Raw genomic sequence first — 23,590 nt, 5'->3', positions numbered from 1 at the left:
CGGCCGGGGCCCTCGCCAACGAGAGGGCGTGCCCCAGTGCCGGGAAAGATCGTTCTGTTCGCCGGAGTGTCCCTGGACGGCTACATCGAGGGACCGGACCACGACATCGCGTGGCACCGCGTCGACGAGGAGCTGCACCTCCACTTCAACGAGCAACTCGCCGCCATGGGCCGGTTCCTCAGCGGACGCCGCACCCACCAGCTGATGGCCGACTTCTGGCCCACGGCCGACGCCGACCCGGCGGCCTCCCCCGCCACGCGGGAGTTCGCCGGGATCTGGCGCACGATGCCGAAGACCGTCTACTCCACCACCCTGGACCACGCCGACTGGGACACCACGGTGGTCCCGCGCGTCGACCCGGCCGAGGTCCGCGCCCTCGCCGCCGCGGCCGACGGCGACCTCACCCTCAGCGGCGCGAACCTGGCCGCCGCCTTCCGCGAGCACGACCTGATCGACGTGTACCAGATCTACGTCCACCCCGTCCTGATCGGCCGCGGCACCCCGCTCCTCACCCCGACGGACATCACCACCGACCTCCGCCTCGACGCCACCCGCGCCTTCCCCAACGGCGTGGTGATGCTGCGGTACGAGAGGGCGGACGCCGGGGCGGCGGGGGAGTGACCCGCTGACCCCGGGGCCCGGGCCAGTCCGAGGCGCCGTCCCCGAACGGACTACCCGTCATACCTGAGAGCTACCCCGAGGTTTGGCTCTCCGGCGGGACGCCGACCACAAGCCGCCCTTCGTACCTTCGGTGCCGGATCGACAACCGGTACGGAAGGAACACCCATGGCGCCCCTCCCGCGCGGCCCCCGCCGCGCACCCTCTCCCGGACGACTGCGCCGTACCCTGCTCGCCGCGCTCGTCACCGCCGCCGTCGCGCTGCCGGTCGCCGGGGCCGCGCGGCCCGTGGACGTGCCCGCCCCCGCCCCCGCGCCCGCCCGGCCGCTGGCCTCGGCGAGCTCCGCGGAGCTCGCCGCGCGGTACGCGAACGGGCGGGCGACGGTACGGGCGGCCGAGCGGAGCGCCGAGACGTACGGGGCGCGCAAGCGGGCCGCCTCGCTGCACGCCATGGCCGCGCCGGGGCGCCAGTTCCTCTCCTTCGACGGCCGCGACGGCGGCCGCGCCGCCGAGGTCGTCGGCGACCTCGCCGCGGCCGACCGGATCGCGGTGCTCGTCCCCGGGGCCGACACCGACCTCGACCGCTACGGACGCTTCCGCGCCGGCGCCGTCGCCCTGCACGACGCGCTCGGCGCCCGCCCCGGCGCCCGCGCCGCCGTCGTCGCCTGGCTCGGCTACCGCACCCCCGCCACCGGCAGCACCGCCTCCCTCACCCCCGGCCGCGCCGACCAGGCGGCACCCGCGCTCCACGCCTTCGTCGACGAACTGCGGCGGGCGAAACCCGGCGCCCGCATCACCCTGCTGTGCCACTCGTACGGCTCCGTCGTCTGCGCCCGCGCGGCCTCCGGGCTCCCCGCCGACGCCCTCGTCCTCTACGGCAGCCCCGGCACCGGCTCCGACACCGTCGCCGACCTGCACACGCGGGCCGCCGTCTGGGCCGGGTGCGGCGCCGCCGACTGGATCGGCGACGTCCCGCACGTCCGGCTCCCGCTGCTGCCGGGCTCCGAACTCGGTTTCGGCGAGGACCCCGTGGCCGCCGGCTTCGGTGCCCGCACCTTCGACGCCGGCGACGGCGGCCACAGCGACTACCTCGTCCCCGGCTCCGTACCGCTGGAGAACATCGCGAGGATCGCCGACGGACAGGAGCCCCACCATGCCTGAGCGCACCCGCCGGATCGGCAGCTCCCTCCGCACCGTCGTCGACCGCGTCGAAGCCGCCACCCCGCCCGGGCGCGACCGCGCCCTCGACGCGCTGCGCGGACTCGCCATCCTCGGGGTGGTCCTCGGGCACTGGCTCGTCACCGCCCTCGTCAGCGACAGCGGCACCCTCCGCGCCGAGAGCCCGCTCGGGCACCTCCCCGAATTCACCCCCGTCTCCTGGGTGTTCCAGACCCTCGCCGTCTTCTTCCTCGTCGGCGGATACGTGGCGGCGCGCGGTCACGCCGCCGCCCGGGCCCGCGGCGAGAGCCACGGCCGCTGGATCTCCGGCCGACTGCGCCGCCTGTTCCGGCCGGTCGTCCCGCTGCTCGGCGTCTGGACGGTCGCGACGGGCGTCATGCTGGCCTGCGGGGTGCCCTGGCAGACCCTCCACACGCTCGGCAAGCTGGTGCTCTCCCCGCTGTGGTTCCTGCTGGTCCTCGCCGCGCTGACCGCCGCCACCCCGCTCGTGGCCCGGATCCACCCCCTGTGGCCGCTCGCCGTCGTCCTCCATGTCGACCTGGTCCGCTTCGGGTTCGACGGACCCGACGCGCTCGGCTGGCTCAACCTGCCCGCGGGCTGGCTCGTCCCGTACTGCCTCGGCACCCTCCTCGCCCGCCGCGGCCCGCTCAGCCCCGGCGCGGCCTGGGGCCTGCTGCTCGGCGGCGCCGCCGCCACCGGGCTGCTCGTCGCCTTCGCGGGCTATCCAGGCTCCATGGTCGGCGTGCCCGGCGCCCCCGTCTCGAACCTCAACCCGCCCACCCTCGCCGCCGTCACCTTCGGCCTCGCCCAGTCCGGTGGCGCCGTGCTGCTGCTCGGCCCGCTCCGCCGCGTCCTGCGCCGCCCCGCCGCCTGGGCGGCCGTCGCCCTGCTCAACCTGTGCGCCATGACCGTCTTCCTCTGGCACCAGACCGCGATGATCGCCGTCACCGCCGGCGGACTCCTCACCGCCGGATTCCTCGGCCACGGACCGCTGACCGGACTCCACACCGTCCCCGACGGCTACGTGTGGGTCCTCGCGCGGCTCGCCTGGATACCCGTCTTCGTGTGCGCCCTGCTGGTCTGCGGGGCCGCCTTCCACGCGTACGAGCGCACCACGCGGCGCCCGGGCCGTCCACCCCGCCCGAGCCGGGAACCCCGACCGCCCCACCGGGCCGAACAGCGGACCGACGTCCGGACGGGGGCGGCACATGCCTAGGCTGGGGCAGCACCATGATCATCCGAACGGCCACGAGCACGTGTACGGCGGCCACGACCACACACACGCCAGGGGGAGCACAGTGAAGGACGCGACACGGTGGGAGGGCGCGCTGCGGGCCGTGCCGGTCATCCTGCGCGCGGACCTGTGGACCGCGCGCCGCGATCCGCTGCCCCGCAACCGCTGGCTCAACTGGCTCCCGCACGCCCATCTCGTCCTCCTCGCCGCGCTGCTGGGGATGTGGAACCTGAACCTCAACGCGCGGGGGTACATGGACCAGGTCCCCGGCAGCGTCCCGATGATCGTCGTCGCCCAGACCGCCGCCCCCGTCCTCGCCCTCACCCGGCCCGCCGCAGGCTGGTGGCTCTCCACGGCCGCGCTGATGGTGTCGGTGACGCTCACCTCCTCCGTCTTCGGCGCCGAGTGGCCCTGGAACGCGGGCGCCATCGCCCTGCACACCCTCGTGCTGCTGCTCCTCTCCCTGCGCGTGCGGCCCGTCGCCGCCGCCACGGCCCTCGGCGTCACCCTGCTCACCGGCCTCGGGGCGCTCACCCCCGGCGGCGTCCCGCATCTGCCGACGCTGTGGTCGGGCACCGTCGCCTTCGCCAGCGCGACCGTCGTCGGCGCCTCCCTGCGCGCGACCCGTGTCTCGCGCACCCGGCTCGTCGAGCAGGAGGAGCTGACCGCGGAGGAACGCGCCCGGCGCGCCCTGCTCGAAGAGCGCGGCCGGATCGCCCGCGAGCTCCACGACGTCGTCGCCCACCACATGTCCGTCATCTCCATCCAGGCCCAGGTCGCCCCGCACCTGGTGGAGAACCCGTCCCCGGAGCTGCGCGAGAACCTGGCCGGCATCCGGCAGAACGCCGTCGATGCCCTCACCGAACTGCGCCGCGTCCTCGGTGTCCTGCGCGGCGACGGGGCGGCGGGCGACGCCGCGGCGGGCGTACGGCACGCCCCGCAGCCCACGCTGGAGCGGCTGGGCGACCTCCTCGCCAACGTCCGCGCCACCGGCCTGGACGTCACCGAGGAGACCCTCGGAGAGGCCCGGCCGCTCTCCCCGGGCACCGAACTCTCCGCGTACCGCATCGTCCAGGAGGCCCTGAGCAACGCCATGCGGCACGCGCCAGGCGCCCGGGCCGCCGTGGCCACGCACTACCACGCCGACGGACTGACCGTACGGATCACCAACACGGCTGCCACCCGTCCGGCCGGCCCCGTACCCTCGGGCGGGGGCAGGGAGCCCGGGCACGGGCTGCTCGGCATGCGGGAACGCACCGCCATGCTGGGCGGCGAACTCGCGGCCGGACCCACCCCCGACGGCGGCTGGGACGTCACCGTCACCCTGCCCGCACCTCTCCACGACCCACCCCGCACGAAGGACGCTTCATGACTGACGGCAGCGGCGGCAGCGCCCCCGGCGGCTCCGGCCGCGACATCCGGGTGCTCATCGCCGACGACCAGGTGATGGTCAGGCAGGGCTTCACCGTCCTCCTGAACGCGGAGCCCGGCCTCCACGTCGTCGGCCAGGCCGTCGACGGCGCCGACGCCGTCGCCAAGACCGCCGAACTCGCCCCCGACGTGGTCCTGATGGACATCCGGATGCCCGGCACCGGCGGCCTCGAAGCCACCCGCATCCTCACCGCGCCCGCCGACGCCACCGTCAAGGTCCTCGTCCTCACCACCTTCGACCTGGACGAGTACGTGTACGAGGCACTGCGCGCCGGCGCGTCCGGCTTCCTCCTGAAGGACGCCTCCGCCGAGGAACTCGCCCAGGCGGTACGGGTCGTGGCGCGCGGCGACGCGCTGCTCGCCCCCAACGTGACCAAGCGGCTCATCGCCGAGTTCTCGCGGCTCAGCCCCACGCCCCGCTCCCCGCTCATGGACCGGGTCGGCGCGCTGACCGAGCGCGAGACCGAGGTGCTCACGCTCATCGCGCAGGGCCTGTCCAACGCCGAGATCGCCGGACGGCTCGTGGTCGCCGAGCAGACCGTCAAGACGTACGTGAGCCGGATCCTCACCAAGCTGTCGCTGCGCGACCGTACGCAGGCCGCCGTCCACGCGTACGAGACGGGCCTGGTCCGTCCCGGCGGACTCTGACGACGGCCCCGGGGCTCGCCCACGGTACGGACAGCACTCGGCCCCCGCCGCTCGTACAGGTACGAGCGGCGGGGGCCGAAGCGCGAACGGGAACGTCAGGCCGTCGGAGGGACGTGGCCCGGGCGGCCCGAGCCACGGGTCAGGACGTAGCCGCCGATCCCCGCGAGGGCGGCCAGCACACCACCGGCGGCCGTCCAGATCCAGCGGTCCGACCACCAGCCCGAGGACCAGCCGTCCTCGGGCGCGCGGGCCTCGACCGTCTCCGGCGTGCTCGCCCCCTGCACCAGCGGCACGGCGAGCGCGCCGTCCGTCGCGTACGCCCCGCCCTTGTCGAGCGAGGTCGCGGCGAGCCGCGCCGAGAACGGCTGGCCCAGGTCCTCCTCGGGGAGCCCGGTCACCGTCAGGCGGACGAAGTAGCTGCCCGGCAGCGCGTCGTTCGACCAGGTGTCCGCGGCGGCCCGGACGGGGCGCAGCACGCAGGTCAGCTTGACCGTGGCCGTCTCCTTGGCCGCGAGCCGGCTCTGCATCCCGTACATGCACGGCTGGCGCCTGCGCAGCCCGTCGTACACGTCGATCCGCCAGGCGGAGGAGCCGTGCCGCAGAGCGGCCTCGGGCAGGGTGACCGTCGCGTCGACGGTCGGCCGCTCGCCGGTGTCGGCGGGGAACACCCAGTACAGGTAGTCACCCGTGGACGCCTGCGCCGTGGCCTCCTGGCCCTGCCGGAAGAAGGCGGCGGTACGGAAGGAGGTGCCGGCCTCGGTGGGCCCGGCGTCCGTCGCCGAGGCGCTCGGGCTGGGCGTCGCCGTGTCGGCGGACCCGGCCGGGGCGGCCGGGCCGAGCAGGGCGGCGCCCGCGAGCGCGAGGCCCGCCGTCAGCCGGCCGAGGGTGCGCGGGGTGATCGGCATCAGTGGGTCCTCCAGACCGCGAGGCGCCAACGGGACAGCCAGCCCCAGAGCAGGCCGCCGAGGAAGCCGGCGAGCGCGAGCGCGCCGAGCAGCCACCAGCCGCGGCCGAGGCCGAACGAGGCCACGTCGGAAGCCGAGGCGGGGCCGTCGACGACGTCGATGGCGAGCTCGACCGGCATGCCCGGGGTGGTCTTCACCGACGGGGGAGCGGAGAAGGAGTTGCTGACCTGGAGGCAGACGACCTCGGCGGCCGGCTTCGCGTCGCCGTCGCCGAAGCCCTCGTCGAGTTCGGCCTTCGGGTAGCGCAGACCGGTCGAGACGACGTCGGTGCGCCCGTCGCCCGCCTCGGCGCCGCGGACGATCTCCCGGCCGTGCACGGTGACGGCCCGCATCAGCACGCCGTAGTCGTTGTTCACGGCCCGGTCGGCCGAGATGCTCACCGAGGCGCGCAGCTCCTGGCCGGGCAGGACGTCGACGCGGTACCAGCGGTGCCGGCCGATCGTCTGCCGGTCGGTGTACAGGCCCGGCTTGAGCGTCGGGGCGTCGGCGCACCGCTCGGCGCCGGTGGTGGCGACGGGGGTGACGACCGGGTCGGCCGCGCGGTCGACCAGCTGCCGTACGCGTCCGGAGAGTTCCTCGGTGCGGTGCACGGAGGTGTAGGTGCCGCCGGTGGCCTCCGCGATGCACATCAGCTGGCGGCGGGTCTTGGCGTCGGGGACCAGACCCAGGGTGTCGATGACCAGGTGGATGCCCTTGGCGGCGATGTCCCGGGCGACCACGCACGGGTCGAGCGGGGCGCAGGTGTCCTCGCCGTCGGTGATGAGCACGATCCGCTTGGTCGCCTCGCCGCCCTTGAGGTCCTCGGCGGCGCCGAGCAGCGCCGGACCGATGGGCGTCCATCCGGTGGGGGCGAGGGTGGCGACCGCAGTCTTGGCCTCGGTGCGGTCCAGCGGGCCGACCGGGTAGAGCTGGCGGGTGTCCTTGCAGCCGCGCTTGCGGTCCTGGCCGGGGTAGTCGGCGCCGAGGGTGCGTATGCCGAGCCGGACCTCCTCGGGGACCGCGTCCAGGACCTCGTTGAAGGCCTGCTTCGCGGCGGTCATACGGGACTGCCCGTCGATGTCGCGCTGGCGCATCGAGCCGCTGACGTCGAGCACCAGCTCGACCTTGGGGGATTCCTTGGGGGAGTCCGTCGCCGCCGGGCCGTCGTCGGCGGCGGCACTCGTCGGGAGGAGCCCGACGGCCAGGGCGGCGAGCAGCGCGCCGCAGGCCCCGGAGGCCAGCCGTTTTCTCGTGATCATCGCAGGATCGTATGGACGATCGTCCGACAATCCAAAACCGGGCCGGAGCGAGGCCGGTGAAAGGGGGTCAGGACCGGTCGAAGGGGTCAGGCCGGGTCAGGACTGGCTGTTGAGGAAACCGATGAAGGTCGCGCCCCACCAGCCCACCTGGCTCACCGTCGCGGCGCCGGCCGAGCGGACGAGCAGACGGCGCGGCACGGCGCCGTCCCCGCGGAACCGTTCCAGGAGCTGGCCGAGGCGGTGCGCGTACAGGCCGTTGAGGGTGACGGCGAGGACCAGGCCCAGCTTGACCAGGGTGAGCGGGGAGCCGAGGTCGGGCCGGAGGAAGAGGCCGGTGACGGTGAGACCGCCGAGCCCGGCCCAGATCGGGGTCTGGAGCGTGCAGGCGGTGTCGAGGACCCCGGCGAGCGGTCGCCGCCCGGTCAGCCACAGCACCGCGAACCAGTCGACCGCGAGCACCGAACCGAGCCCGACGACGAGGCTCGCCACGTGCAGGAAGCGGGCGGCGGTCTGGAACGTGACACCCGCGTGGACATGCCCGGAGGTCCAGCAGGAGGCGGCGAGGAAGGCGGCGGCGAGCGCGCCGACCGCCGCGAGGAGCCAGCCGGGGGTGAGCTCGTGGGGCGCAGCCGCGTCCGCCGTCGCAGTGGGGCTGGTGCGGGGTGGGCGCGGCAGGGTTCTCGGCACGGCGGGAGTCTTTCGGGTGGGGGACGCCAGGGGGCGTCGATCCGGAGGTTAGGTAAGGCGAAGCTAAGTGTCTTCATTGTGCACGTCAAGTGGATCAGGGGAGGTCAGAGCGGGGACGGGGGTGGGGCCGGCGGTGAGGCCGAGGCCGGGGTCGTGCCGGAGAGAGCGCGCGGGTGGCATACGGTAAGGGCTGAACACCGGGAGGACATATGACCGGGGCGGGATCAGGGGCGGGGCCGGGATCGAGGCGAGGAGCGGGGCGAGGACCGGGGCCGGGCGCACGGAAGAGCGACTCGGCCGGCGCCCCCGCCGACGCCACCGTCCCCTCCGGGGGCTGGCTTCGCGACCAGGTCTGCGAGGGGCTGCGCGACCGCATCATCACGGGCCGGCTCAAGCCGGGCGACCGGCTCGTCGAACGCGAGGTGGCCGAGGACTTCGGCGTCTCACGGGTCCCGGTGCGGGAGGCGATCCGCATCCTCATCGGCGAGGGCTTCCTGCGGACCGCCTCGCAACGCCGGATCGTGGTCCGCGAGATGACCCGGCAGGACGTCGACAACCTCTTCGACATGCGCGAGGCGCTGGAGGTCCTGGCCGTCCGCCGCGCCGCCGAACGCCGCACCCTCACCGAGCTCGACGCACTCGCCCGGCTGCTCGCGCGGGCCCGCGCCGCCACCGACTCCGGGGGCCCCGAGGACCTGTCCCGCGCGAACGCCGCCTTCCACGCCGAGATCGTGCGCATGTCGCGCAACGACCTGCTCGTCACCGCGCTTGAGTCCCTGGAGGGCCGGCTGCGCTGGCTGTTCCAGCAGGTGGACGAGCCGGGGGCGCTGTGGGAGGAGCACCGTCTGCTGTTCGAAGCGATCGCCGCGGCGGACGCGGACGCGGCGGCCGCCTACGCGCTCCACCACGTACGCCACTACCGCGAGGTGGCGGTGCGCCTCCTCTTCACTCCCTGAGACCGGCGGAGTCGAGCCCTGCCTTGTTCGCGGAGCGCCCTGTACGTCTCTGGCGCCGACCGGCCACGGCCCCGGCCCGGCGCTTACTCGCTCGACCCGGCTTGACATCTCACTCACCGCATTCGCATTCATTGACCGATCCACTGTGGATCGCATTCATCATTGAATCGTGCGCGAAATGCGCGATCCTGCCGACTTGCGATCAGGATTACGGAGTGCTGCTCTGGAATAGGCAGGGGGTGAAGGGCGAAATGACTCGGGCCCGAATGGGTGGCGTTCAGCCGGAGCAGGGGGGACACCGCGTCGGGTGACGACGGGACGCCCCGCGCTGCGGCCCGCTTTCGGAGGTTCACGATGACACAGGTCTCTTCTGCCCGCATTCCACTACGCCAGCTCATGGCCGTGCTCTTGACGGCCGCTCTGACGCTCTCCCTCTCGGTGGTGCTCAGCGTCACCTCGGCGAAGGAAGCAGTCGCCTCATGCTCCGCCAACCGCTTCGACGGAACATGGCGCTCGTCCGACGCGAGGCTGAAGCGTATCGACATATGGCAGGGAGAGGACTGCCACCTGTACGCCAGAGCCTGGTCCGTCTGCGAGAACGACGCGTCGCGTATCTGCAGCTGGGGAAACAGGAGAATGGGAGACAGCCCCGATCCGAACTTCCAGTTCGTCGGATACAACTGGAGCGACGCCGATGAGGTGCTGCAACTGCGAATGCAGGACACGTCTCAGATCTCGGTGTGGGACAACACCGACTACCACAGTGGTCAGAACGTCAACTTCACGGTACCGATGCACAGGAGCAGCTGACGTCCACCGGTCCTTCGACCCGTTCCGGCCCGCGCTCAACGGTGCTCGGGATTCTCGAAGTCGAACCGGCAGCCGGCGTCCCACTCGGAGCGCTGGTTTCCGTGGGCGGGGATGCCGCCAGCGTCCTTGAGCATCCTCGCCAGGTGGAGCTGGTTCCACGTCATGAAGGTCGTGTTGCGGTTCGTGAAGTCGTTGTCCGGCCCGCCGGAGCCGGGGTCGAGGTACGACGGTCCAGGGCCGGCCTCGCCGACCCAACCCGCGTCCGCCTGCGGCGGAATGACGTATCCGAGGTGCTGGAGGCTGTAGAGGACGTTCATCGCGCAGTGCTTGGCGCCGTCCTCGTTGCCGGTGATCAGGCAGCCGCCCACGCGGCCGTAGTAGGCGTACTGACCGCGCTCGTTGAGGATCGACGAGCAGGCGTACAGACGCTCGATCACCTTCTTCATGACCGAGGAGTTGTCTCCCAGCCACACAGGCCCCGCCAGGGTCAGGATGTCGGCGGCCATCACCTGCGAGTAGATCACCGGCCACTCGTCCGTCTCCCACCCGTGCTCCGTCATGTCCGGCCAGACACCGGTCGCGATGTCGATGTCCACCGCCCTGAGCACCTCGACCCGCACGCCCTGGCGCTCCATGATCCCGGTGCTGATGTCGATCAGCCCCTGTGTATGGCTGCGCTCCGGGGAACGTTTCAGGGTGCAGTTGATCACCAGGGCGCGCAGGTCGGCGTACGACGTCGTTGAGTCCGGCACGGAATCCTCCTCCATACGCTCCGGCAGTCCGGATGCGAAGGCACCGGAGACCTCCCGGCACAGCTCACCAGGCCTTCGCCCCGGGCGCTCGTGGAGCTGGGCCGGTTGCCTGACAGCCTGCCCTCCGGTCCGCCGGCGAGGGGGCGGGAGCCAGGTCACCCCTCGCTCTCCGGCGCCTCCCCGACCTGGCCCGTCACCAGCAGGCTGCCGTCCGGGGCGCGTCGGGCGAGGGTGCCGGTGCGGAGGTAGCCGTTGGGGGTGAAGGTGGGGGAGGTGGGGGTGCGGTAGTGGCCGCGGGGGGTGTAGGGGCCGCGGGCCAGGAGGTGGCCGGGGGTGCCGTCGGGGACGTCCTCGCCGGCGGCGTCGACGATGCGGAGCTGGTCGTCGGGGGAGAGCGGGTGGCCGTGGGAGGTCGGCGCGGTCGTGGTGGGGCGGGTGAGGGTGAGGACGCCCTCGGGCAGGGCGAAGACCTGTTGCAGGCGGCACGCCAGTGCGGTGGCGACACGGTCGGCGGTCGCCGGGGGGAGTGGGGCGCCGTCGATCTGCAGGAGGCGCAGGCTGCTCAGGTCGGCGGGCTCGGTCGTGGGGTGTGCGGCGAGCCAGGTCTCGGCGATCGCCGGAGTCACCGAGGTGAGGGTGACGCGCTCGCGTGCGATGGCCGGCAGGCACTCGGCCGGGTCCGGGGCGTCGGCCAGCACCACGGTGCCGCCCGCGATGAGGGTGCCCAGGATGCCGGGGCAGCCGAAGGCGAAGGCGGAATCGGCCGGCAGCGCGGCGAGGTACACGTCGTCCTCGGTGAGCGAGACCAGCTCGGCGGCGGCCCGCGCCTGGTAGGCGTAGTCGTCGTGGGTGCGCGGGACGAGCCGGGTGCCGGCGGGCATCAGCAGTGCCACCTGGCCGGCGCTCTGGGCGAGTGCCGGCTCGGGCGGGGCGTCGATCGAGTCCAGCGGGCTGTAATGGCAGCCCGCCGGGTCGGTCGTCAGACCGCCGCCGAACGGGGAGGCGGTGCCCGGCGGCTCGTACGTGAACACCCGGCGCAGGAACGGCCCCTGGGCGGCGATCTCCGCCACCATGGCCGTGTGGTCGAAGCCCGCGTGCGTCGCCGGGCCGACGTAGCCGGTGGCCTGCGTCAGCTGGACCAGGTCGGAGACCTCGGGCTCGCGGTGGGTCATCGGGCAGAACACCGGGACCACACCGGCGCGCATCAGCGCGAACACCGTGACGACGAACTCCGGCACGTTCGGCAGCTGCACGACCACCCGCTGACCGCGCCGCAGCCCCCGCAGCCGGAACCCGGCGGCCATCCGGTCCGCGCGCCGGTTCAGCGCCGCGTACGTGACGCGCGTGTCACCGTGGACGAGCGCGGTGCGAGGGCCGTGGTCCAGGGCCCAGCCGCGCAGCAGGTTGTCGAGCGTGTTGCCACGCCAATGCCCGGCCGCCCAGTAGTGGTCGACGAACTCCTCGGGCCAGGGCGTACAGCCGTCAAGCAGGGTGGTCATGTGCTTCCTTCGGTGCCGGTCCCTCGACCGGACGCGTGGACACGTGCTGACCTTGGCATTTCAGGCTGTCCTCGCCCCTCGGGGCAATGCGTCGTCCCGACCATGGATGCCGGATGCCCTCGGCGGAACGTCCAAGCGCCCTTCGGAAAGGGGCTGCTCGGCATCGGCTCCCCGGACCGGAGGCGCGCCGGATCGGCGCGCCTCCGGTCCGGGTCCGCTCTACCAGATCGCCTCGACCCACTCCGGGTGGTCGATGAACGGGTTCCGGTTTCCCTGGTAGCTGTTGAAGATGACGTCGTTGCGACGCTCCTCGAACGCGCTTGGCGGGTCCTGCTCGTTCCACTGCTTCAGGACCGACAGGCGGCCCATGAACGGGACGCTGCCGTTCGTCGTCGAGTCGTTGGGCTCCAGGTCCGCCCACGCGTCGTCGCCCTCGTAACGGACGGCCATGTAGAGGATCATGCGGGCGACGTCGCCCTTGTCGGCGTCGCGCGGCTCGAACGAGTTGCTGTCCGTGTAGCTGCCCGGCGCGCCGCTGACCGCGGTGCCGCCGTTGTCGAAGTCCTTGTTGCCGCGGGTGCTGTTGACCTGGACGTCCGCCGCGCGCAGATGGTGCAGGTCGGTGCCCGGGCCGGCCGAGGTGCCGAAGTTGCCGTGCGACTGGGCCCACACGTGCTCGCGGTTCCAATTGCCCACGGCGCCGCCGTTGAGGGTCTTGCTGCGCGAGGTGCCGCTGTAGAGCAGGATCACGTTGGCGGTGTTGTTGGGGTCCTGGTCCGTGACCTTCAGCGCGTTCCAGACCGCGTCGTACGAGATCTTGCTCTGGCTGCTGATGATGGTGTGCAGCGAGGACTTCAGGCTCGTGCCGGTCTTGCCGACCGCGTTCTGGTAGTACGTGGCGTCGTACGCGGTGGTCGTGGCGCTCGCGGGGGTCGCGGTGAGCGTGGGGAACGTGAGGCCGACGACGGCGGCGGACAGCGCTGCCCACACCTTCCATCTGCCTATGGACGCGACGGACATGGGGGGTCCTCTCTGGGGGCGGGGGGTGGTGGTGTGCGTGGTGCGTCGTGCGTGGTGGCGTGGTGCGGTGTGACTCGTGCGGGGCGGGTGGGTCAGCCCACGGTCAGCGCGGTGTCGTCGATGACGAACGAGGTCTGGAGGGTGGAGCCCTCCGTGCCGGTGAACTTCAGCGTCACCGTCTGGCCCGCGTACGCCGCCAGGTCGAAGGAGCGCTGGACGTAGCCGCTCGACGCGTTGAGGTTCGAGTAGGTCGCGAGCGTGGACAGCACCGTGCCGCCGCTGTTCAGGACCTGGACCTTCAGCGTGTCGTACGCGGTGGTCGTGGTGGTCTCCGCCGTGTCGATGCGCGTGAAGAAGCCGAGCGTGGCCGTCGTGCAGCCCGCGGGGATCGTCACCGTCTGGGCGAGGGTGTCGGTGTGGGCGGAGCCGTAGCCGCTCAGCCACGCCTTGTACGAGCCGGTACGGGCCGGGCGCCCGGTGTCGTTCGTGATGACCCCGGCCGAGCCGGTCCAGGAGGTGTCGCCCGACTCGAAGCCCGGGTTGGCGAGCAGCTGGCCGGTGGTGCAGGTGCCGCCCCCGCCTCCGCCGCCCCCGCCGGTGGTCGCCTTGGAGAGCCAGTCGGTGGCGTTGAGGGCGAGCGCCGCGTTGGTGCCGGCGGTGTCGTTCCAGCCGTCGTACAGCGTGTTGCCGGACTGGCCGGTGCCGTCGTCGATCGGCGAGCTGTCGCCCCACACGGCGACGCGCCCGCTGCCGAAGGTGCTCGTCGCGAAGAACGCGCCGGTGTTGCCCGAGGAGCCGGTGCGGTAGACGAGACCCTTGACGCTGGGGTTGTCGGCCGGCTTGAGGGTGGCCGTGGTGCCGCTGCGGATGATGCTGCCGGTCACCTTGCCGAAGCCGCCGTTCAGGACGGGGTCGGTGGTGTCGGCGATCGCGCGCGGGTTGTCCGTCTGCACCGTTCCGGTGTCGAGCGTGAAGCCGAACGGGTCAGTGTTGTCGACGCCGTTGTCGGACATCAGGTCGTTGATGATCTCCAGCGCGTCCCAGCCGTCGTTGTTGCGGTCGGCGTCCGCGTGGTCGGAGACCAGGAACAGACCGCCCCCGTTCTGGACGAACGTCAGAACCGCGGTCTTCTCGCTCGCGCTGAGCCGCACATTGGGCTCGGGCAGCACGAAGGTGTCGAAGTTCCGCAGGTCGGTGGCGGCCGTGGTGCCGTACGTGATGGTGCCGCCCGAGGGCAGCGTCTTGAGCGCGTAGCGGCCGGTCCTCTGCAGCGCCACGCCCCAGGCCGAGAGGGCCCCGGTCCAGTCCTTCTCGGTCGTGGGCGAGGCGTTCTGGGTGAGCGGGTCGGGCTGGCCGGTGCCGATGATCCAGTCGGCGTTTCCGGCGGTCTCCGCCTTGGAGTTGTCGAACAGGACGCGCAGCGGGGCGGCGGCGGTCGCGGTCGCGGTCGCCTGCGAGGCGGTGTCCGCCGCGGGCGCCGCCGACGCGGGGGCGGCAGCGGCGGCGAGGAGGGCGCTGAGCGCGCCGAGGGCGGTCAGGGTGGCGAGGCGTGCGGTCGCGGGGCGTGCGGTCGCGGTGCGGTTCGTCGCGGTGTGGCGGGTGGACCTTCTGAGTCCGAGCATCCGTCAGACCTCCGTGAGGGGAAGGGGCGATGTGGCGGAAAGGCGGTGCGGGCGCCCACTCTGCGCGCGTAGAACGTCGGGGATCGGACGCCCAGATCACGCGCGGTTGAACCGTACATGACCAGATCCCGCCCATGGAATGCCTTGCTCCACCCGGAGATCGACGTTTCCGGCGGCGGATCAGCGCTCGACCGGGAGGCCCCTGGGCTCCTTGACCCGCTTCATGATGATCTGCGAGTTCACCTCCGTGACCCCCGCCAGCGTCGTCAGCCGCTCGATCCACAGCCGCTCGTACGCGGCGAGGTCCGCGACCGCGATCCGCAGCAGACAGCCGGGGCTGCCGAAGAGGCGGTATGCCTCGATGACGTCCGGGATGTCCTGGAGGGCCTCCTCGAAGGCCTCGACCGTCTCCCGGTCACGCTTCACCTCGACCGAGACCAGCACCTCGAAGCTCCGGCCGACCGCCGCCGGGTCGATGACCGCCCGGTACCCCTGGATCACGCCGTCCTGTTCCAGCTGACGGACCCGGCGCATGCACGGGGAGGGGCTGAGGCCGATGCGCTGGGCCAGCTCCTGGTTGCTCAGGCGGCCGTCCTCCTGAAGCTCACGCAAGATCTGGAGATCGATTCTGTCCATGGCGCAATTATCCCCTAAGGAGTTCATGATTCCGGGGAGAAATCGCAATCGCCTTGCGGGCGGATTGACCTATCGTTGCGGCGTACTTTTCAGGGAAAGGGATGTTCGGGTATGAAGTGGACGCGCGACGCCAGGCCTCGCCGCATCGTGGTGATCAGCACCGGCGGCACCATCGCGAGCCGCTGGACGGGCAGCGGCTACGCCGCCGACGCCTCCGGTGACGACGTCGTCGCCACCGCGGCCGTCCCCGACGGCGTGCACGTCGAGGTCCTCGACCTCTTCAACGTCAACAGCTCCCGGATGACCACCGACCGTCAGCTGGGCCTGCTGCGCGCCGTCCACGAGACGCTCGCCGACCCCGGCGTCGACGGCATCGTCGTCACCCACGGCACCGACACCCTCGAGGAGTCGGCCTTCTTCCTGGACCTGCACCACTCCGACCCGCGCACCGTGGTCTTCACCGGCGCCCAGCGGCCCTTCGGTACGGGCGACGGCGACGGCCCCGGGAACCTGTACGACGCGCTCCAGGTCGCCGCCACCGTGCACGGCCTCGGCGTCCTCGTCGTCTTCGACGGCCTGGTCCACGCGGCCCGCGGCACGGTCAAGACCAAGACCCTCGCCGCCGACCCCTTCGCCGACCCCTCCGGCGACCGGGTGGGCCGGCTCGGCTTCGGGCAGGTCGACATCGAGCGCGAGCCCGTACGGCCGGCGCCCCTGCCCGTGCCCGCCGCCGGGGCGGCCGCCGTGCCCCGCGTCGACATCGTGATGCACCACTCCGACGGGGATCCGGTGCTCCTCAACGCGGCCGTCGCCGCCGGGGCGCGGGGTGTCGTCCTCGTCGGCACCGGCGCCGGCAACGCCACTCCCGAGATAGCCGAGGCCGTCGCCGACGCGGTGTCCCAGGGTGTCCTCGTCGTCCTGTCCACGCGGGTCGCCTCCGGGCCGGTCGCCGAGGTCTACACGGGCGGCGGGGCCGTCGATCTGGCCGCCGCCGGCGCGGTTCTCGCCGGGACGCTGCGGCCCGGTCAGGCGCGGATCGCGCTCCTGTCCGCCCTGCTGGCCGACGTGGCGTCCCCCGAGCGGCGGGTCTCCCTGCTCCGGACCCTGCTGGAAGGGCCCGTACGCCCCGAGCCCGCGCTGGCCGCCGCGCACTGACCCACCCCCCGCCGTCGTCCGCTCTCCCGCCTCCACGCGTAAGGTCCTGCCACCGTGATCCCCGCACAGTCGTCGTCCGTCCGTCGTGAGCATGATCTGCTCGGTGACCGGGATGTTCCCGCCGACGCGTACTGGGGGGTGCACACGCTGCGCGCCCGGGAGAACTTCGCCATCACCGGTGTGCCGATCTCCGTCTACCCGCAGCTCATCGACGCGCTCGCCGCCGTCAAGGAGGCCGCCGCCCTCGCCAACGAGGAGCTCGGTCTGCTCCCGGCGGAGAAGGCCGGCGCCATCGTCGCCGCCTGCCGCGAGATCCGGGGCGGCGCGCTGCACGAGGAGTTCGTCGTGGACGTCGTCCAGGGCGGGGCCGGCACCTCGACCAACATGAACGCCAACGAGGTCGTCGCCAACCGTGCGCTGGAGCTGCTCGGGCACCCCAAGGGGGCGTACGCGTTCGTGCATCCCAACGAGGACGTCAACCTCGGGCAGTCCACCAACGACGTCTACCCGACGGCCATCCGCATCGCCGCCATCGGTGCCGCGCGTGAGCTGCTGGTCGCCATGGCCGTGCTCCAGGACGCCTTCGCCGAGAAGGCCGTCGAGTTCGGCGGTGTCGTGAAGATGGGGCGCACCCAGCTCCAGGACGCGGTGCCCATGACGCTGGGCCAGGAGTTCTCCACGTACGCCGTGATGCTGGAGGAGGACCGGGGGCGGCTGGCCGAGGCGATCGAGCTCATCCACGAGATCAACCTCGGCGCCACCGCCATCGGCACCGGCCTCAACGCGGCCCCCGGCTACGCCGAGACCGCCCGGCGGCACCTGGCCGAGCTGACGGGCCTGCCCCTGGTGACCTCGGCCAACCTGGTCGAGGCCACCCAGGACTGCGGCGCGTTCGTGCAGCTCTCCGGGGTGCTCAAGCGGATCGCCGTGAAGCTCTCCAAGACCTGCAACGACCTGCGGCTGCTGTCCTCCGGGCCGCGCGCGGGGTTCGGCGAGATCAACCTGCCGGCCGTGCAGGCCGGTTCCAGCATCATGCCGGGCAAGGTGAACCCGGTCATCCCCGAGGTCGTCAACCAGGTCGCCTTCGAGGTGATCGGCAACGACATGACCATCACGATGGCGGCGGAGGGCGGCCAGCTCCAGCTCAACGCCTTCGAGCCGGTCATCTTCCACGCGCTGTCCAAGAGCATGACCTCGCTGCGGGCGGCCTGTCTGACCCTCGCCGAGCGTTGCGTCACCGGCATCACCGCCAACGTCGAGACCCTGCGCGCGAGCGTCGAGAACTCCATCGGCCTCGCCACCGCCCTCAACCCGCACCTGGGCTACACCGCGGCCACGGCGATCGCCCAGGAGGCGCTGGCCACCGGCCGCTCGGTCGCGGAGCTGACCCTGGAGAAGGGGCTGCTCCCGCCCGAGCGGCTCGCCGAGCTCCTCACCACCGAGTACCTGACGGGGACGACCGGCGGCGTGCTGGAGCTCTGATCCCGGGCCGTCAGGCCTTGAGGATCCCGAAGTTGAAGTCCGCGGTGCCCAGCGTGCCCATCAGGCGCAGCCACAGCGGCAGCAGCAGTTCGGTGCCCCGGGCGCCCGACAGGTCGCCGAGGTCGACGATCCGGGCGTCCGGCCAGCCGAAGGACTTCAGGAGGCCGGTGACGGCCTCCTTGGCGGCCGGGTCGTCGCCGCAGACGAAGACGACGTGGTCGCCGGGGACCCGGGACGGGTCCACCATCACCGTGTTCGTCATGGTGTTGAGGGTCTTCACGACCCGCGCGTCGGGGAACGTGCGCTGGATCTGCTCGGCCAGGCTGGTGCCGTCCGGGGTCGCCACCTTCGGCGGGAAGCCCGCCGAGAAGTCCAGCGGGTTCGACACGTCGACGAGGACCTTGCCCGCCAGGTTCTCCGCGCCCGCCGCCTCCAGCGCGGCCAACGACACCAGCCCTCCGGTGGCGTTCACCACCAGCTCGGCCCCGGCCGCCGCCGCGGCGAACGTGCCGTGCGCGGCGTCGTGTTCCGCCGCCCAGGCCGTCGCACCCTCGTGGTCCGCGGACCTGGAGCCGAGCGTCACCTGGTGTCCCAGTGCGACCAGCTTGCTCGCGAGGCGGCGGCCCACATCACCGGTACCGAGGACGGCGATCTTCATGCGCGTGTGCTCCTTCGTGCTGTCGGGGAACTCGGCACGACCGTAAGCCCTCGTGAGCGCGGTGTGGGGATCTTCGGCGTCCGGATTCAAGGAGGGGATGCGCAAAGCCGACATTCATATCAATATCGGTATGAATGTGGATGGAGTTGATGTATGCAGGCCGTCACCGACCTCGATGTCCTCGACCGTGAGGCCGCCGCCCTCCTCGACACCGCCGCCTGGCAGGAGATCGTGGCGCGCTGGCCCCAGGCACCGCCGGTTCCGGAGGAGGCCGGCGACTGGCGGCGGCTGCTGTCCGTCCCGGTGGACCGGCTCGTCGCGGACGCCCTCGACGCGCTGCCGCCCGCCGCGCCCGCCGAACGGGCGCTCCCGGGCAGACTCGGCGCGATCCTGCCCGACCGGCTGCACGTCTGGCGCCGGATCGGCAGCCCCGACGTCCGGCCCTCGGTCCATCTCGCCCACGCCCGGCGCGTCCTGACGGAATGGGGCTGGCAGAACACCCCGTACAAGCTCCGCGACGTGCGGGGCGCGCGGTGCGTCTGCGGCGCCATGCTCGCCGCCCACCGGCTCGGATACGGCAGCGCCCCCACCATGAACGAGGCGGGGGCGTGGATGCTCGAAGAGCTCCGCTCGCGCGGCTGGACCGAGCTCATCGGCCCCTGGAACCGCGCCCCGGGCCGTACCGCGGCGGACGCGCTCGCCCTGGTGGACGCCACGATCCGCCGCGCGGCCCGGGTGGGCCGTTAGGGCCTGTCACCCGGCGTTCAGCGCACCGGCCACCGGTCGACCAGCGGCGGCACCACCGGTGCCGCCGGGGCGGCGCTCCGCAGCCCCGCCGGGGCCGGGGCGCCGCTCAGGGCGCCGTCCACGTACCCGTACAGCGCCGGCGTGATCAGGTCCGGCAGCGGCTGCCCCTGCTCGTCGAAGCGCTGGTATTTCATCAGGTTGTACGCGATGGAGACCTGGCGGCGTCCGTCCTCGGTGGAGAGCGCCCAGGTGCCCGCGCCGAAGACCGCGCCGTCGTGGCCCCAGTACCAGTTGCCGCTCGGCATCCTGAGCGTGTAGATCCCGAGGCCGTACCGCATCAGGGCCTCCTCGCCCGGCGCCGTGTCGTACCCGGGGACCGTCGTCCTCATCTCCCGCAGCGCCGCCGCGCCGAGCAGCTTGCCGCCGAGCAGCTTGCGGTAGAAGGTGTTGAGGTCGTCGGTGGTCGACACCATCGCCCCGGCCGTGCTCGCCCACGACATGTCGTACGTGCTGTAGTCCCGCGGCGGGTCGATCATGCCGAAGAACGACTCGTACATCCCCGCGTGCGGGCCCTTGAGGGACGGCGAGGACGGGTAGTACGTGTGGCGCAGGCCCGCCGGGCGGATCACGTGCCGGGTGATGTACGCCTCGGCGTCCTGCCCGGTGACCTTCTCCAGGATCAGCCCGGCCAGGATGTAGTTGGTGTTGGCGTAGCCGAACTTGCCGCGCTCCCGCACCGGCGGGGCGGCGAGGCCGAGCCGGGCCAGCTCCTCGGGCTCGATGTGCCGCAGCCGGTTGCGGTCGAGTGTGGCGCCCGGGTCCTCCAGGATGCCGGGGAAGGCCGGCAGGACGTAGTCGGCTATGCCGCTCGTGTGGTTGAGCAGCATCCGCACGGTGACCTTCTCGCCGCGCTCGCCGGTGACGAGTCCGGGGAGGTAGCGGCCGACGGGCGCGTCCAGGTCGATCCGGCCGCGCTCCACCTGCTGGAGGACGGCGACGGACGTGAAGCTCTTGCTGATGCTGCCGATCCGGTGTTCGAAGCCCGGGGCCATCGGGCGCCCGGTCGCCGTGTCGGCGACGCCGGTGGCGCCCCGCCACCGCTCCGGGCCGTTACGGACCGAGGTGAACGCCCCGTACATCCCGGCGTCGCGGAAGGCGTCGAGCGACGCGCGCAGCGCCTCGCGGTCCAGGGCCGGCGTGTGGCGGGCCGTCGCCGTGGCCCGCGGAGTCCCGGAGCTGTCGGCCGCCTGGGCCGGCAGCACCCCCAGGGACAGGGTCAGCAGGGCGGTCGCGGCCACGGCCGCCGTCCGTGCCGGGTGCGTCACGCGTAAACGCATGGAAAGAGTCCCCTCCGTCGTTCCGTCCGCACCCGGGATCCGGGCGCGGGCCGTCCATCCTCGCCGCCCGCCGCCGGGACCGCGTCCGCCCCCGGGACGAGCACGATCATCGGAACGCATGACGCCGAAAGGGCTAGCCTGGGTGTATGGGCGGGGCTCTGACCAGGCTGTTCCTCCGCGGAGACGCGGACCGGGAAGGCGGGCAGGACATGTACTTCACCGACCGCACCGACGCCGGCAGGCAGCTCGCCGCCCGGCTCACCGGCCTCAAGGGGCAGGACCTGGTCGTCCTGGGACTGCCCCGTGGGGGAGTGCCCGTCGCCGCCCAGGTCGCCGACGCGCTCGACGCGCCCCTCGACATCTGCCTCGTACGGAAACTCGGCGTGCCCTACCAGCCGGAGCTCGCCATGGGGGCGATCGGCGAGAACGGCGTCCGCGTCCTCAACGACCGGGTCCTCTCCGACGCCGGGGTCTCCGCCGCCGCGCTCGCCGAGGTCGAGACCCGCGAACGCGCCGTCCTGGAGGAGCGTGCCAGGCGCTACGGGACGGCCCGCGGCTTCGCCGACCCGAGGGGCCGCACCGCCGTCGTCGTGGACGACGGCCTCGCCACCGGCGCCACCGCGCTCGCCGCCTGCCAGGTGGTACGGGCCCGGGGCGCCGCCCGGATCGTGCTCGCCGTGCCGGTGGCGCCGCACGACTGGGCCGCGCGGGTCGCGGGAGCGGCGGACGAGACGTACAGCGTGCGCGAGCCCGAGTCGTTCTACGCGATCGGGCAGTTCTACGACGACTTCACGCAGACCACGGACGAGGAGGTCGTCGCCTGCCTGCTGACCCGCCGGGGCGGGCGCGCCGAGGCGGCCGAGGTACGGATCCCGCTCGGCGGCACCGAGGTCGGCGGGCGGCTCACCCTGCCCGAACGGGCCACCGGGATCGTGCTGTTCGCGCACGGCAGCGGCAGCAGCCGGCACAGCCCGCGCAACCTGGCCGTCGCCGACACCCTCGACCGGGCCGGCCTCGGCACCCTCCTCTTCGACCTGCTCACCGAGGCCGAGGCGGCGGACCGCGCCAACGTCTTCGACACCCCGCTGCTCGCCCACCGCCTGCGCCAGGCGAGCCACTGGCTGACCGGCCGGTTCGGCGCCGGCGCCCTGAGCACCGGCTATTTCGGGGCCAGTACGGGCGCCGCCGCCGCCCTGTGGGCCGCCGCCGAGCCGGACAGCGGGGTCGCGGCGATCGTCGCCCGGGGCGGGCGCCCCGACCTCGCGGACGAGCGGCTGCCCGAGGTGACGGCGCCCACGCTGCTGATCGTCGGCGGCGCGGACCCCCTGGTCCTCGACCTCAACGAGCGGGCCCAGCGGCGCCTGCGCTGCGAGCACCGGCTCGTCACCGTGCCCGGCGCGGGACATCTCTTCGAGGAGCCGGGGGCGTTGGAGCGGGTGGGCGAGCTGGCGGCGTCCTGGTTCGCCGAACGGCTCTGAGACCGGCCTCCTGCCCGCGGGTCAGGCTGCCGAGCCGCCGACGATACGGTCGACGGCCGCCGCGATCAGGGTGTCGCGCTCCTCCTCCGAGAAGACGTCGGGGAGCGTGAGCTGTTCGACGATCAGCCAGTTGAAGGCCAGCATCAGCAGCTTGACGGCGGTTCCGTCGCCGGGCAGCCCCGAGGCCTCGTGGTAGGCGACGTTGGCCTCGACGTCGGCGCGCACCCGCTCGGTGAGCACCTGACGCAGCTCCGGGCGCCGGGTCGCCTCCAGGCGCAGCTCCAGGAGGGCGAGATAGCCGGTGCGGAAGCCGCTGACCCGGCCGACGAGCTCCTTCATGAGCACGGTGTACGTGGCGAGGTCGGGGCTCGCCGTCCGCTGCCGCTCGATGGTCGCCTCGTCCGGCTGGAGCCGCTCGTAGACCCGGGCGCCCGCCTGGGTGAGCAGGTCGTCGCGGTTGGCGAAGTAGTTGGACGCGGTGCCGGGGGGCACGGCGGCCTCGGTGTCCACCGCGCGGAAGGTGAGGCCCCTGGCCCCGTCCCGGGCGAGCACCTCGATGGCGGCGTCGACGAGCGCCGCCCGGCGCTCGGGGTTGCTGCGGGCCACCGGCGTCACTCCTGTTCCTCGGCATGGCTTGTACTCCGGGGAGAGTACTACGGCTGGAGTGGAAGGCGTTCCAGGTAGCGGCCGAGGCGCGCGGCCGCGTCCAGCATGGCGAGCCGCCGCGCCGTGAGCCGCGCCTCCCAGCCCTCCAGGGTGGCGGCGAGCGCCCGCGTGCCGCCCGCCGTGCGGATCTGCCGGACCACCTCGGCGATCCCGTCCAGCGGGTAGCCGCCGCGCCGCAGGAGGTGCGCCAGCTCGGCGTCCCGGACGTCCTCCGGCCCGTACGCGCGGTGCCCGGTGGCGGGGTCCCGCGCGGGGGCGAGGATCCCGGCGGCCTCCCAGTTGCGCAGGGTCGCCCGGGTGACCTGGAGCCGGTGCGCGAGCTCCCCGACGGTACGGGCTCCGGTCGCGGCCCCGGGGTGCTCGGGCGGGTGTTCCAGGAGGTGTTCCACCGCGCCGCGCACCGCGTCGAGGGTCTCCCGGTCGCGGAGCGACTGGGCGTGGCCGCGGTCCACGGCGGTCAGGGCGGCGTCGAGCGCGCCCGCGTGCAGCGCGTTCATGATCCGGCCGCCGGTGGCGTGCCCGTACGCCCGGACGAGGGCGAGATAGGCGTCCAGCGCCGCCGCGTGCGCCTCGGTGTAGATCCGGTAGCCGCTGGGCGTGCGCGCGGCGGGCGGGAGGCAGCCGTCGGCCTCGTAATTGCGGACCGCCTGGGTCGAGATGCCGTGCCGACGGGCCAGGTCGGTGGGTCTCACGATGCTCCTCGATTCGAGACTTCGCGGCGTGACCGGCGCCGGATGGAAGGGATGAGCCGCACAAAGTCTCCACCGGGCTT

General features: G+C 73.0%; 23 protein-coding genes. 11 read left to right on the top strand and 12 right to left on the bottom strand.

Annotation, left to right across the window (positions count from 1 at the left end):
• Positions 1 to 36: 36 nt before the first annotated feature.
• The 5 genes from ACZ3ZE_RS11725 to ACZ3ZE_RS11705 all read left to right on the top strand — a co-directional run bounded on the left by ACZ3ZE_RS11725 (position 37) and on the right by ACZ3ZE_RS11705 (position 5,110).
• Complete coding sequence (locus tag ACZ3ZE_RS11725; protein WP_361167413.1) at positions 37 to 621, top strand: dihydrofolate reductase family protein; 585 nt, start codon at positions 37 to 39, stop codon at positions 619 to 621.
• A gap of 165 nt (positions 622 to 786) precedes the next feature.
• Positions 787 to 1,779, top strand: a complete 993-nt coding sequence (locus tag ACZ3ZE_RS11720; protein ID WP_467258684.1) for an alpha/beta hydrolase — start codon at positions 787 to 789, stop codon at positions 1,777 to 1,779.
• On the top strand, positions 1,772 to 3,013 hold the full coding sequence (locus ACZ3ZE_RS11715) for an acyltransferase family protein (protein WP_363291743.1): 1,242 nt from the start codon (positions 1,772 to 1,774) through the stop codon (positions 3,011 to 3,013). The genes ACZ3ZE_RS11720 and ACZ3ZE_RS11715 overlap by 8 nt, the downstream gene beginning before the upstream one ends.
• Before the next feature lie 82 nt (positions 3,014 to 3,095).
• Entirely contained in the window at positions 3,096 to 4,403 is a 1,308-nt protein-coding gene (locus ACZ3ZE_RS11710; protein WP_361167423.1) for a sensor histidine kinase, read from the top strand.
• Positions 4,400 to 5,110 (top strand): response regulator transcription factor, encoded by a 711-nt coding sequence (locus ACZ3ZE_RS11705; protein WP_361625817.1) that lies wholly within the window; start codon positions 4,400 to 4,402, stop codon positions 5,108 to 5,110. Before ACZ3ZE_RS11710 ends, ACZ3ZE_RS11705 begins: the two co-directional genes overlap by 4 nt.
• A gap of 95 nt (positions 5,111 to 5,205) precedes the next feature.
• Here ACZ3ZE_RS11705 and ACZ3ZE_RS11700 read toward each other — a convergent pair whose 3' ends face one another.
• The 3 genes from ACZ3ZE_RS11700 to ACZ3ZE_RS11690 form a co-directional block, all read right to left on the bottom strand.
• Positions 5,206 to 6,015 (bottom strand): hypothetical protein, encoded by an 810-nt coding sequence (locus ACZ3ZE_RS11700; RefSeq protein ID WP_361167429.1) that lies wholly within the window; start codon positions 6,013 to 6,015, stop codon positions 5,206 to 5,208.
• Entirely contained in the window at positions 6,015 to 7,313 is a 1,299-nt protein-coding gene (locus ACZ3ZE_RS11695; protein WP_467258681.1) for a VWA domain-containing protein, read from the bottom strand. The genes ACZ3ZE_RS11700 and ACZ3ZE_RS11695 overlap by 1 nt, the downstream gene beginning before the upstream one ends.
• Positions 7,314 to 7,409: 96 nt before the next feature.
• The gene (locus ACZ3ZE_RS11690) at positions 7,410 to 8,000 is read right to left on the bottom strand and encodes a hypothetical protein (protein ID WP_467258678.1); all 591 of its coding nucleotides are present in this window, start codon (positions 7,998 to 8,000) and stop codon (positions 7,410 to 7,412) included.
• A gap of 209 nt (positions 8,001 to 8,209) precedes the next feature.
• Between ACZ3ZE_RS11690 and ACZ3ZE_RS11685 the strand changes: the two genes are divergently transcribed.
• Entirely contained in the window at positions 8,210 to 8,956 is a 747-nt protein-coding gene (locus tag ACZ3ZE_RS11685) for a GntR family transcriptional regulator (protein ID WP_467258676.1), read from the top strand.
• 354 nt (positions 8,957 to 9,310) lie between these two features.
• Entirely contained in the window at positions 9,311 to 9,766 is a 456-nt protein-coding gene (locus ACZ3ZE_RS11680; protein WP_361167441.1) for a hypothetical protein, read from the top strand.
• A 35-nt stretch (positions 9,767 to 9,801) separates the two neighbouring features.
• Here the strand turns inward: ACZ3ZE_RS11680 and ACZ3ZE_RS11675 are convergent, their stop codons facing one another.
• The 5 genes from ACZ3ZE_RS11675 to ACZ3ZE_RS11655 all read right to left on the bottom strand — a co-directional run bounded on the left by ACZ3ZE_RS11675 (position 9,802) and on the right by ACZ3ZE_RS11655 (position 15,295).
• Positions 9,802 to 10,533 carry a flavodoxin family protein gene (locus ACZ3ZE_RS11675; protein ID WP_351854453.1) on the bottom strand — a complete coding sequence of 244 codons (732 nt, stop codon included), beginning with the start codon at positions 10,531 to 10,533 and terminating at the stop codon, positions 9,802 to 9,804.
• 140 nt (positions 10,534 to 10,673) lie between these two features.
• Positions 10,674 to 12,017, bottom strand: a complete 1,344-nt coding sequence (locus ACZ3ZE_RS11670) for an AMP-binding protein (protein ID WP_467258674.1) — start codon at positions 12,015 to 12,017, stop codon at positions 10,674 to 10,676.
• 219 nt (positions 12,018 to 12,236) lie between these two features.
• Positions 12,237 to 13,037 (bottom strand): endonuclease I family protein, encoded by an 801-nt coding sequence (locus ACZ3ZE_RS11665; protein WP_363291740.1) that lies wholly within the window; start codon positions 13,035 to 13,037, stop codon positions 12,237 to 12,239.
• A 92-nt stretch (positions 13,038 to 13,129) separates the two neighbouring features.
• The gene (locus tag ACZ3ZE_RS11660) at positions 13,130 to 14,659 is read right to left on the bottom strand and encodes a hydrolase (protein ID WP_467258672.1); all 1,530 of its coding nucleotides are present in this window, start codon (positions 14,657 to 14,659) and stop codon (positions 13,130 to 13,132) included.
• 180 nt (positions 14,660 to 14,839) lie between these two features.
• On the bottom strand, positions 14,840 to 15,295 hold the full coding sequence (locus ACZ3ZE_RS11655; protein WP_361167454.1) for an Lrp/AsnC family transcriptional regulator: 456 nt from the start codon (positions 15,293 to 15,295) through the stop codon (positions 14,840 to 14,842).
• Between the two features lie 111 nt (positions 15,296 to 15,406).
• On the opposite strand from ACZ3ZE_RS11655, the gene ACZ3ZE_RS11650 reads away from it, so the two are divergent.
• Positions 15,407 to 16,450, top strand: coding sequence for an asparaginase (locus ACZ3ZE_RS11650; RefSeq protein WP_361167457.1), 1,044 nt, complete (start codon positions 15,407 to 15,409; stop codon positions 16,448 to 16,450).
• Between the two features lie 54 nt (positions 16,451 to 16,504).
• Entirely contained in the window at positions 16,505 to 17,932 is a 1,428-nt protein-coding gene (locus ACZ3ZE_RS11645) for an aspartate ammonia-lyase (protein ID WP_361167460.1), read from the top strand.
• Between the two features lie 10 nt (positions 17,933 to 17,942).
• Here ACZ3ZE_RS11645 and ACZ3ZE_RS11640 read toward each other — a convergent pair whose 3' ends face one another.
• Positions 17,943 to 18,590: an NADPH-dependent F420 reductase gene (locus ACZ3ZE_RS11640; RefSeq protein ID WP_361167463.1), complete on the bottom strand. Its 648-nt coding sequence runs from the start codon at positions 18,588 to 18,590 to the stop codon at positions 17,943 to 17,945.
• A 153-nt stretch (positions 18,591 to 18,743) separates the two neighbouring features.
• On the opposite strand from ACZ3ZE_RS11640, the gene ACZ3ZE_RS11635 reads away from it, so the two are divergent.
• Complete coding sequence (locus tag ACZ3ZE_RS11635) at positions 18,744 to 19,337, top strand: DUF6197 family protein (RefSeq protein ID WP_361625838.1); 594 nt, start codon at positions 18,744 to 18,746, stop codon at positions 19,335 to 19,337.
• Positions 19,338 to 19,354: 17 nt separating this feature from the next.
• Here ACZ3ZE_RS11635 and ACZ3ZE_RS11630 read toward each other — a convergent pair whose 3' ends face one another.
• Entirely contained in the window at positions 19,355 to 20,674 is a 1,320-nt protein-coding gene (locus ACZ3ZE_RS11630) for a serine hydrolase domain-containing protein (RefSeq protein ID WP_361625841.1), read from the bottom strand.
• A 209-nt stretch (positions 20,675 to 20,883) separates the two neighbouring features.
• Here ACZ3ZE_RS11630 and ACZ3ZE_RS11625 point away from each other — a divergent pair, with 209 nt between their 5' ends.
• Positions 20,884 to 22,152 carry a phosphoribosyltransferase family protein gene (locus ACZ3ZE_RS11625; RefSeq protein ID WP_467259276.1) on the top strand — a complete coding sequence of 423 codons (1,269 nt, stop codon included), beginning with the start codon at positions 20,884 to 20,886 and terminating at the stop codon, positions 22,150 to 22,152.
• Positions 22,153 to 22,173: 21 nt separating this feature from the next.
• Here ACZ3ZE_RS11625 and ACZ3ZE_RS11620 read toward each other — a convergent pair whose 3' ends face one another.
• Complete coding sequence (locus tag ACZ3ZE_RS11620) at positions 22,174 to 22,758, bottom strand: TetR/AcrR family transcriptional regulator (RefSeq protein WP_361167477.1); 585 nt, start codon at positions 22,756 to 22,758, stop codon at positions 22,174 to 22,176.
• A 47-nt stretch (positions 22,759 to 22,805) separates the two neighbouring features.
• Positions 22,806 to 23,510 (bottom strand): TioE family transcriptional regulator, encoded by a 705-nt coding sequence (locus ACZ3ZE_RS11615; protein ID WP_467258669.1) that lies wholly within the window; start codon positions 23,508 to 23,510, stop codon positions 22,806 to 22,808.
• Positions 23,511 to 23,590: the final 80 nt, after the last annotated feature.

Source organism: Streptomyces sp. NPDC023157 (assembly GCF_055560575.1).
This window is presented reverse-complemented; position numbering and strand designations above follow the sequence as displayed.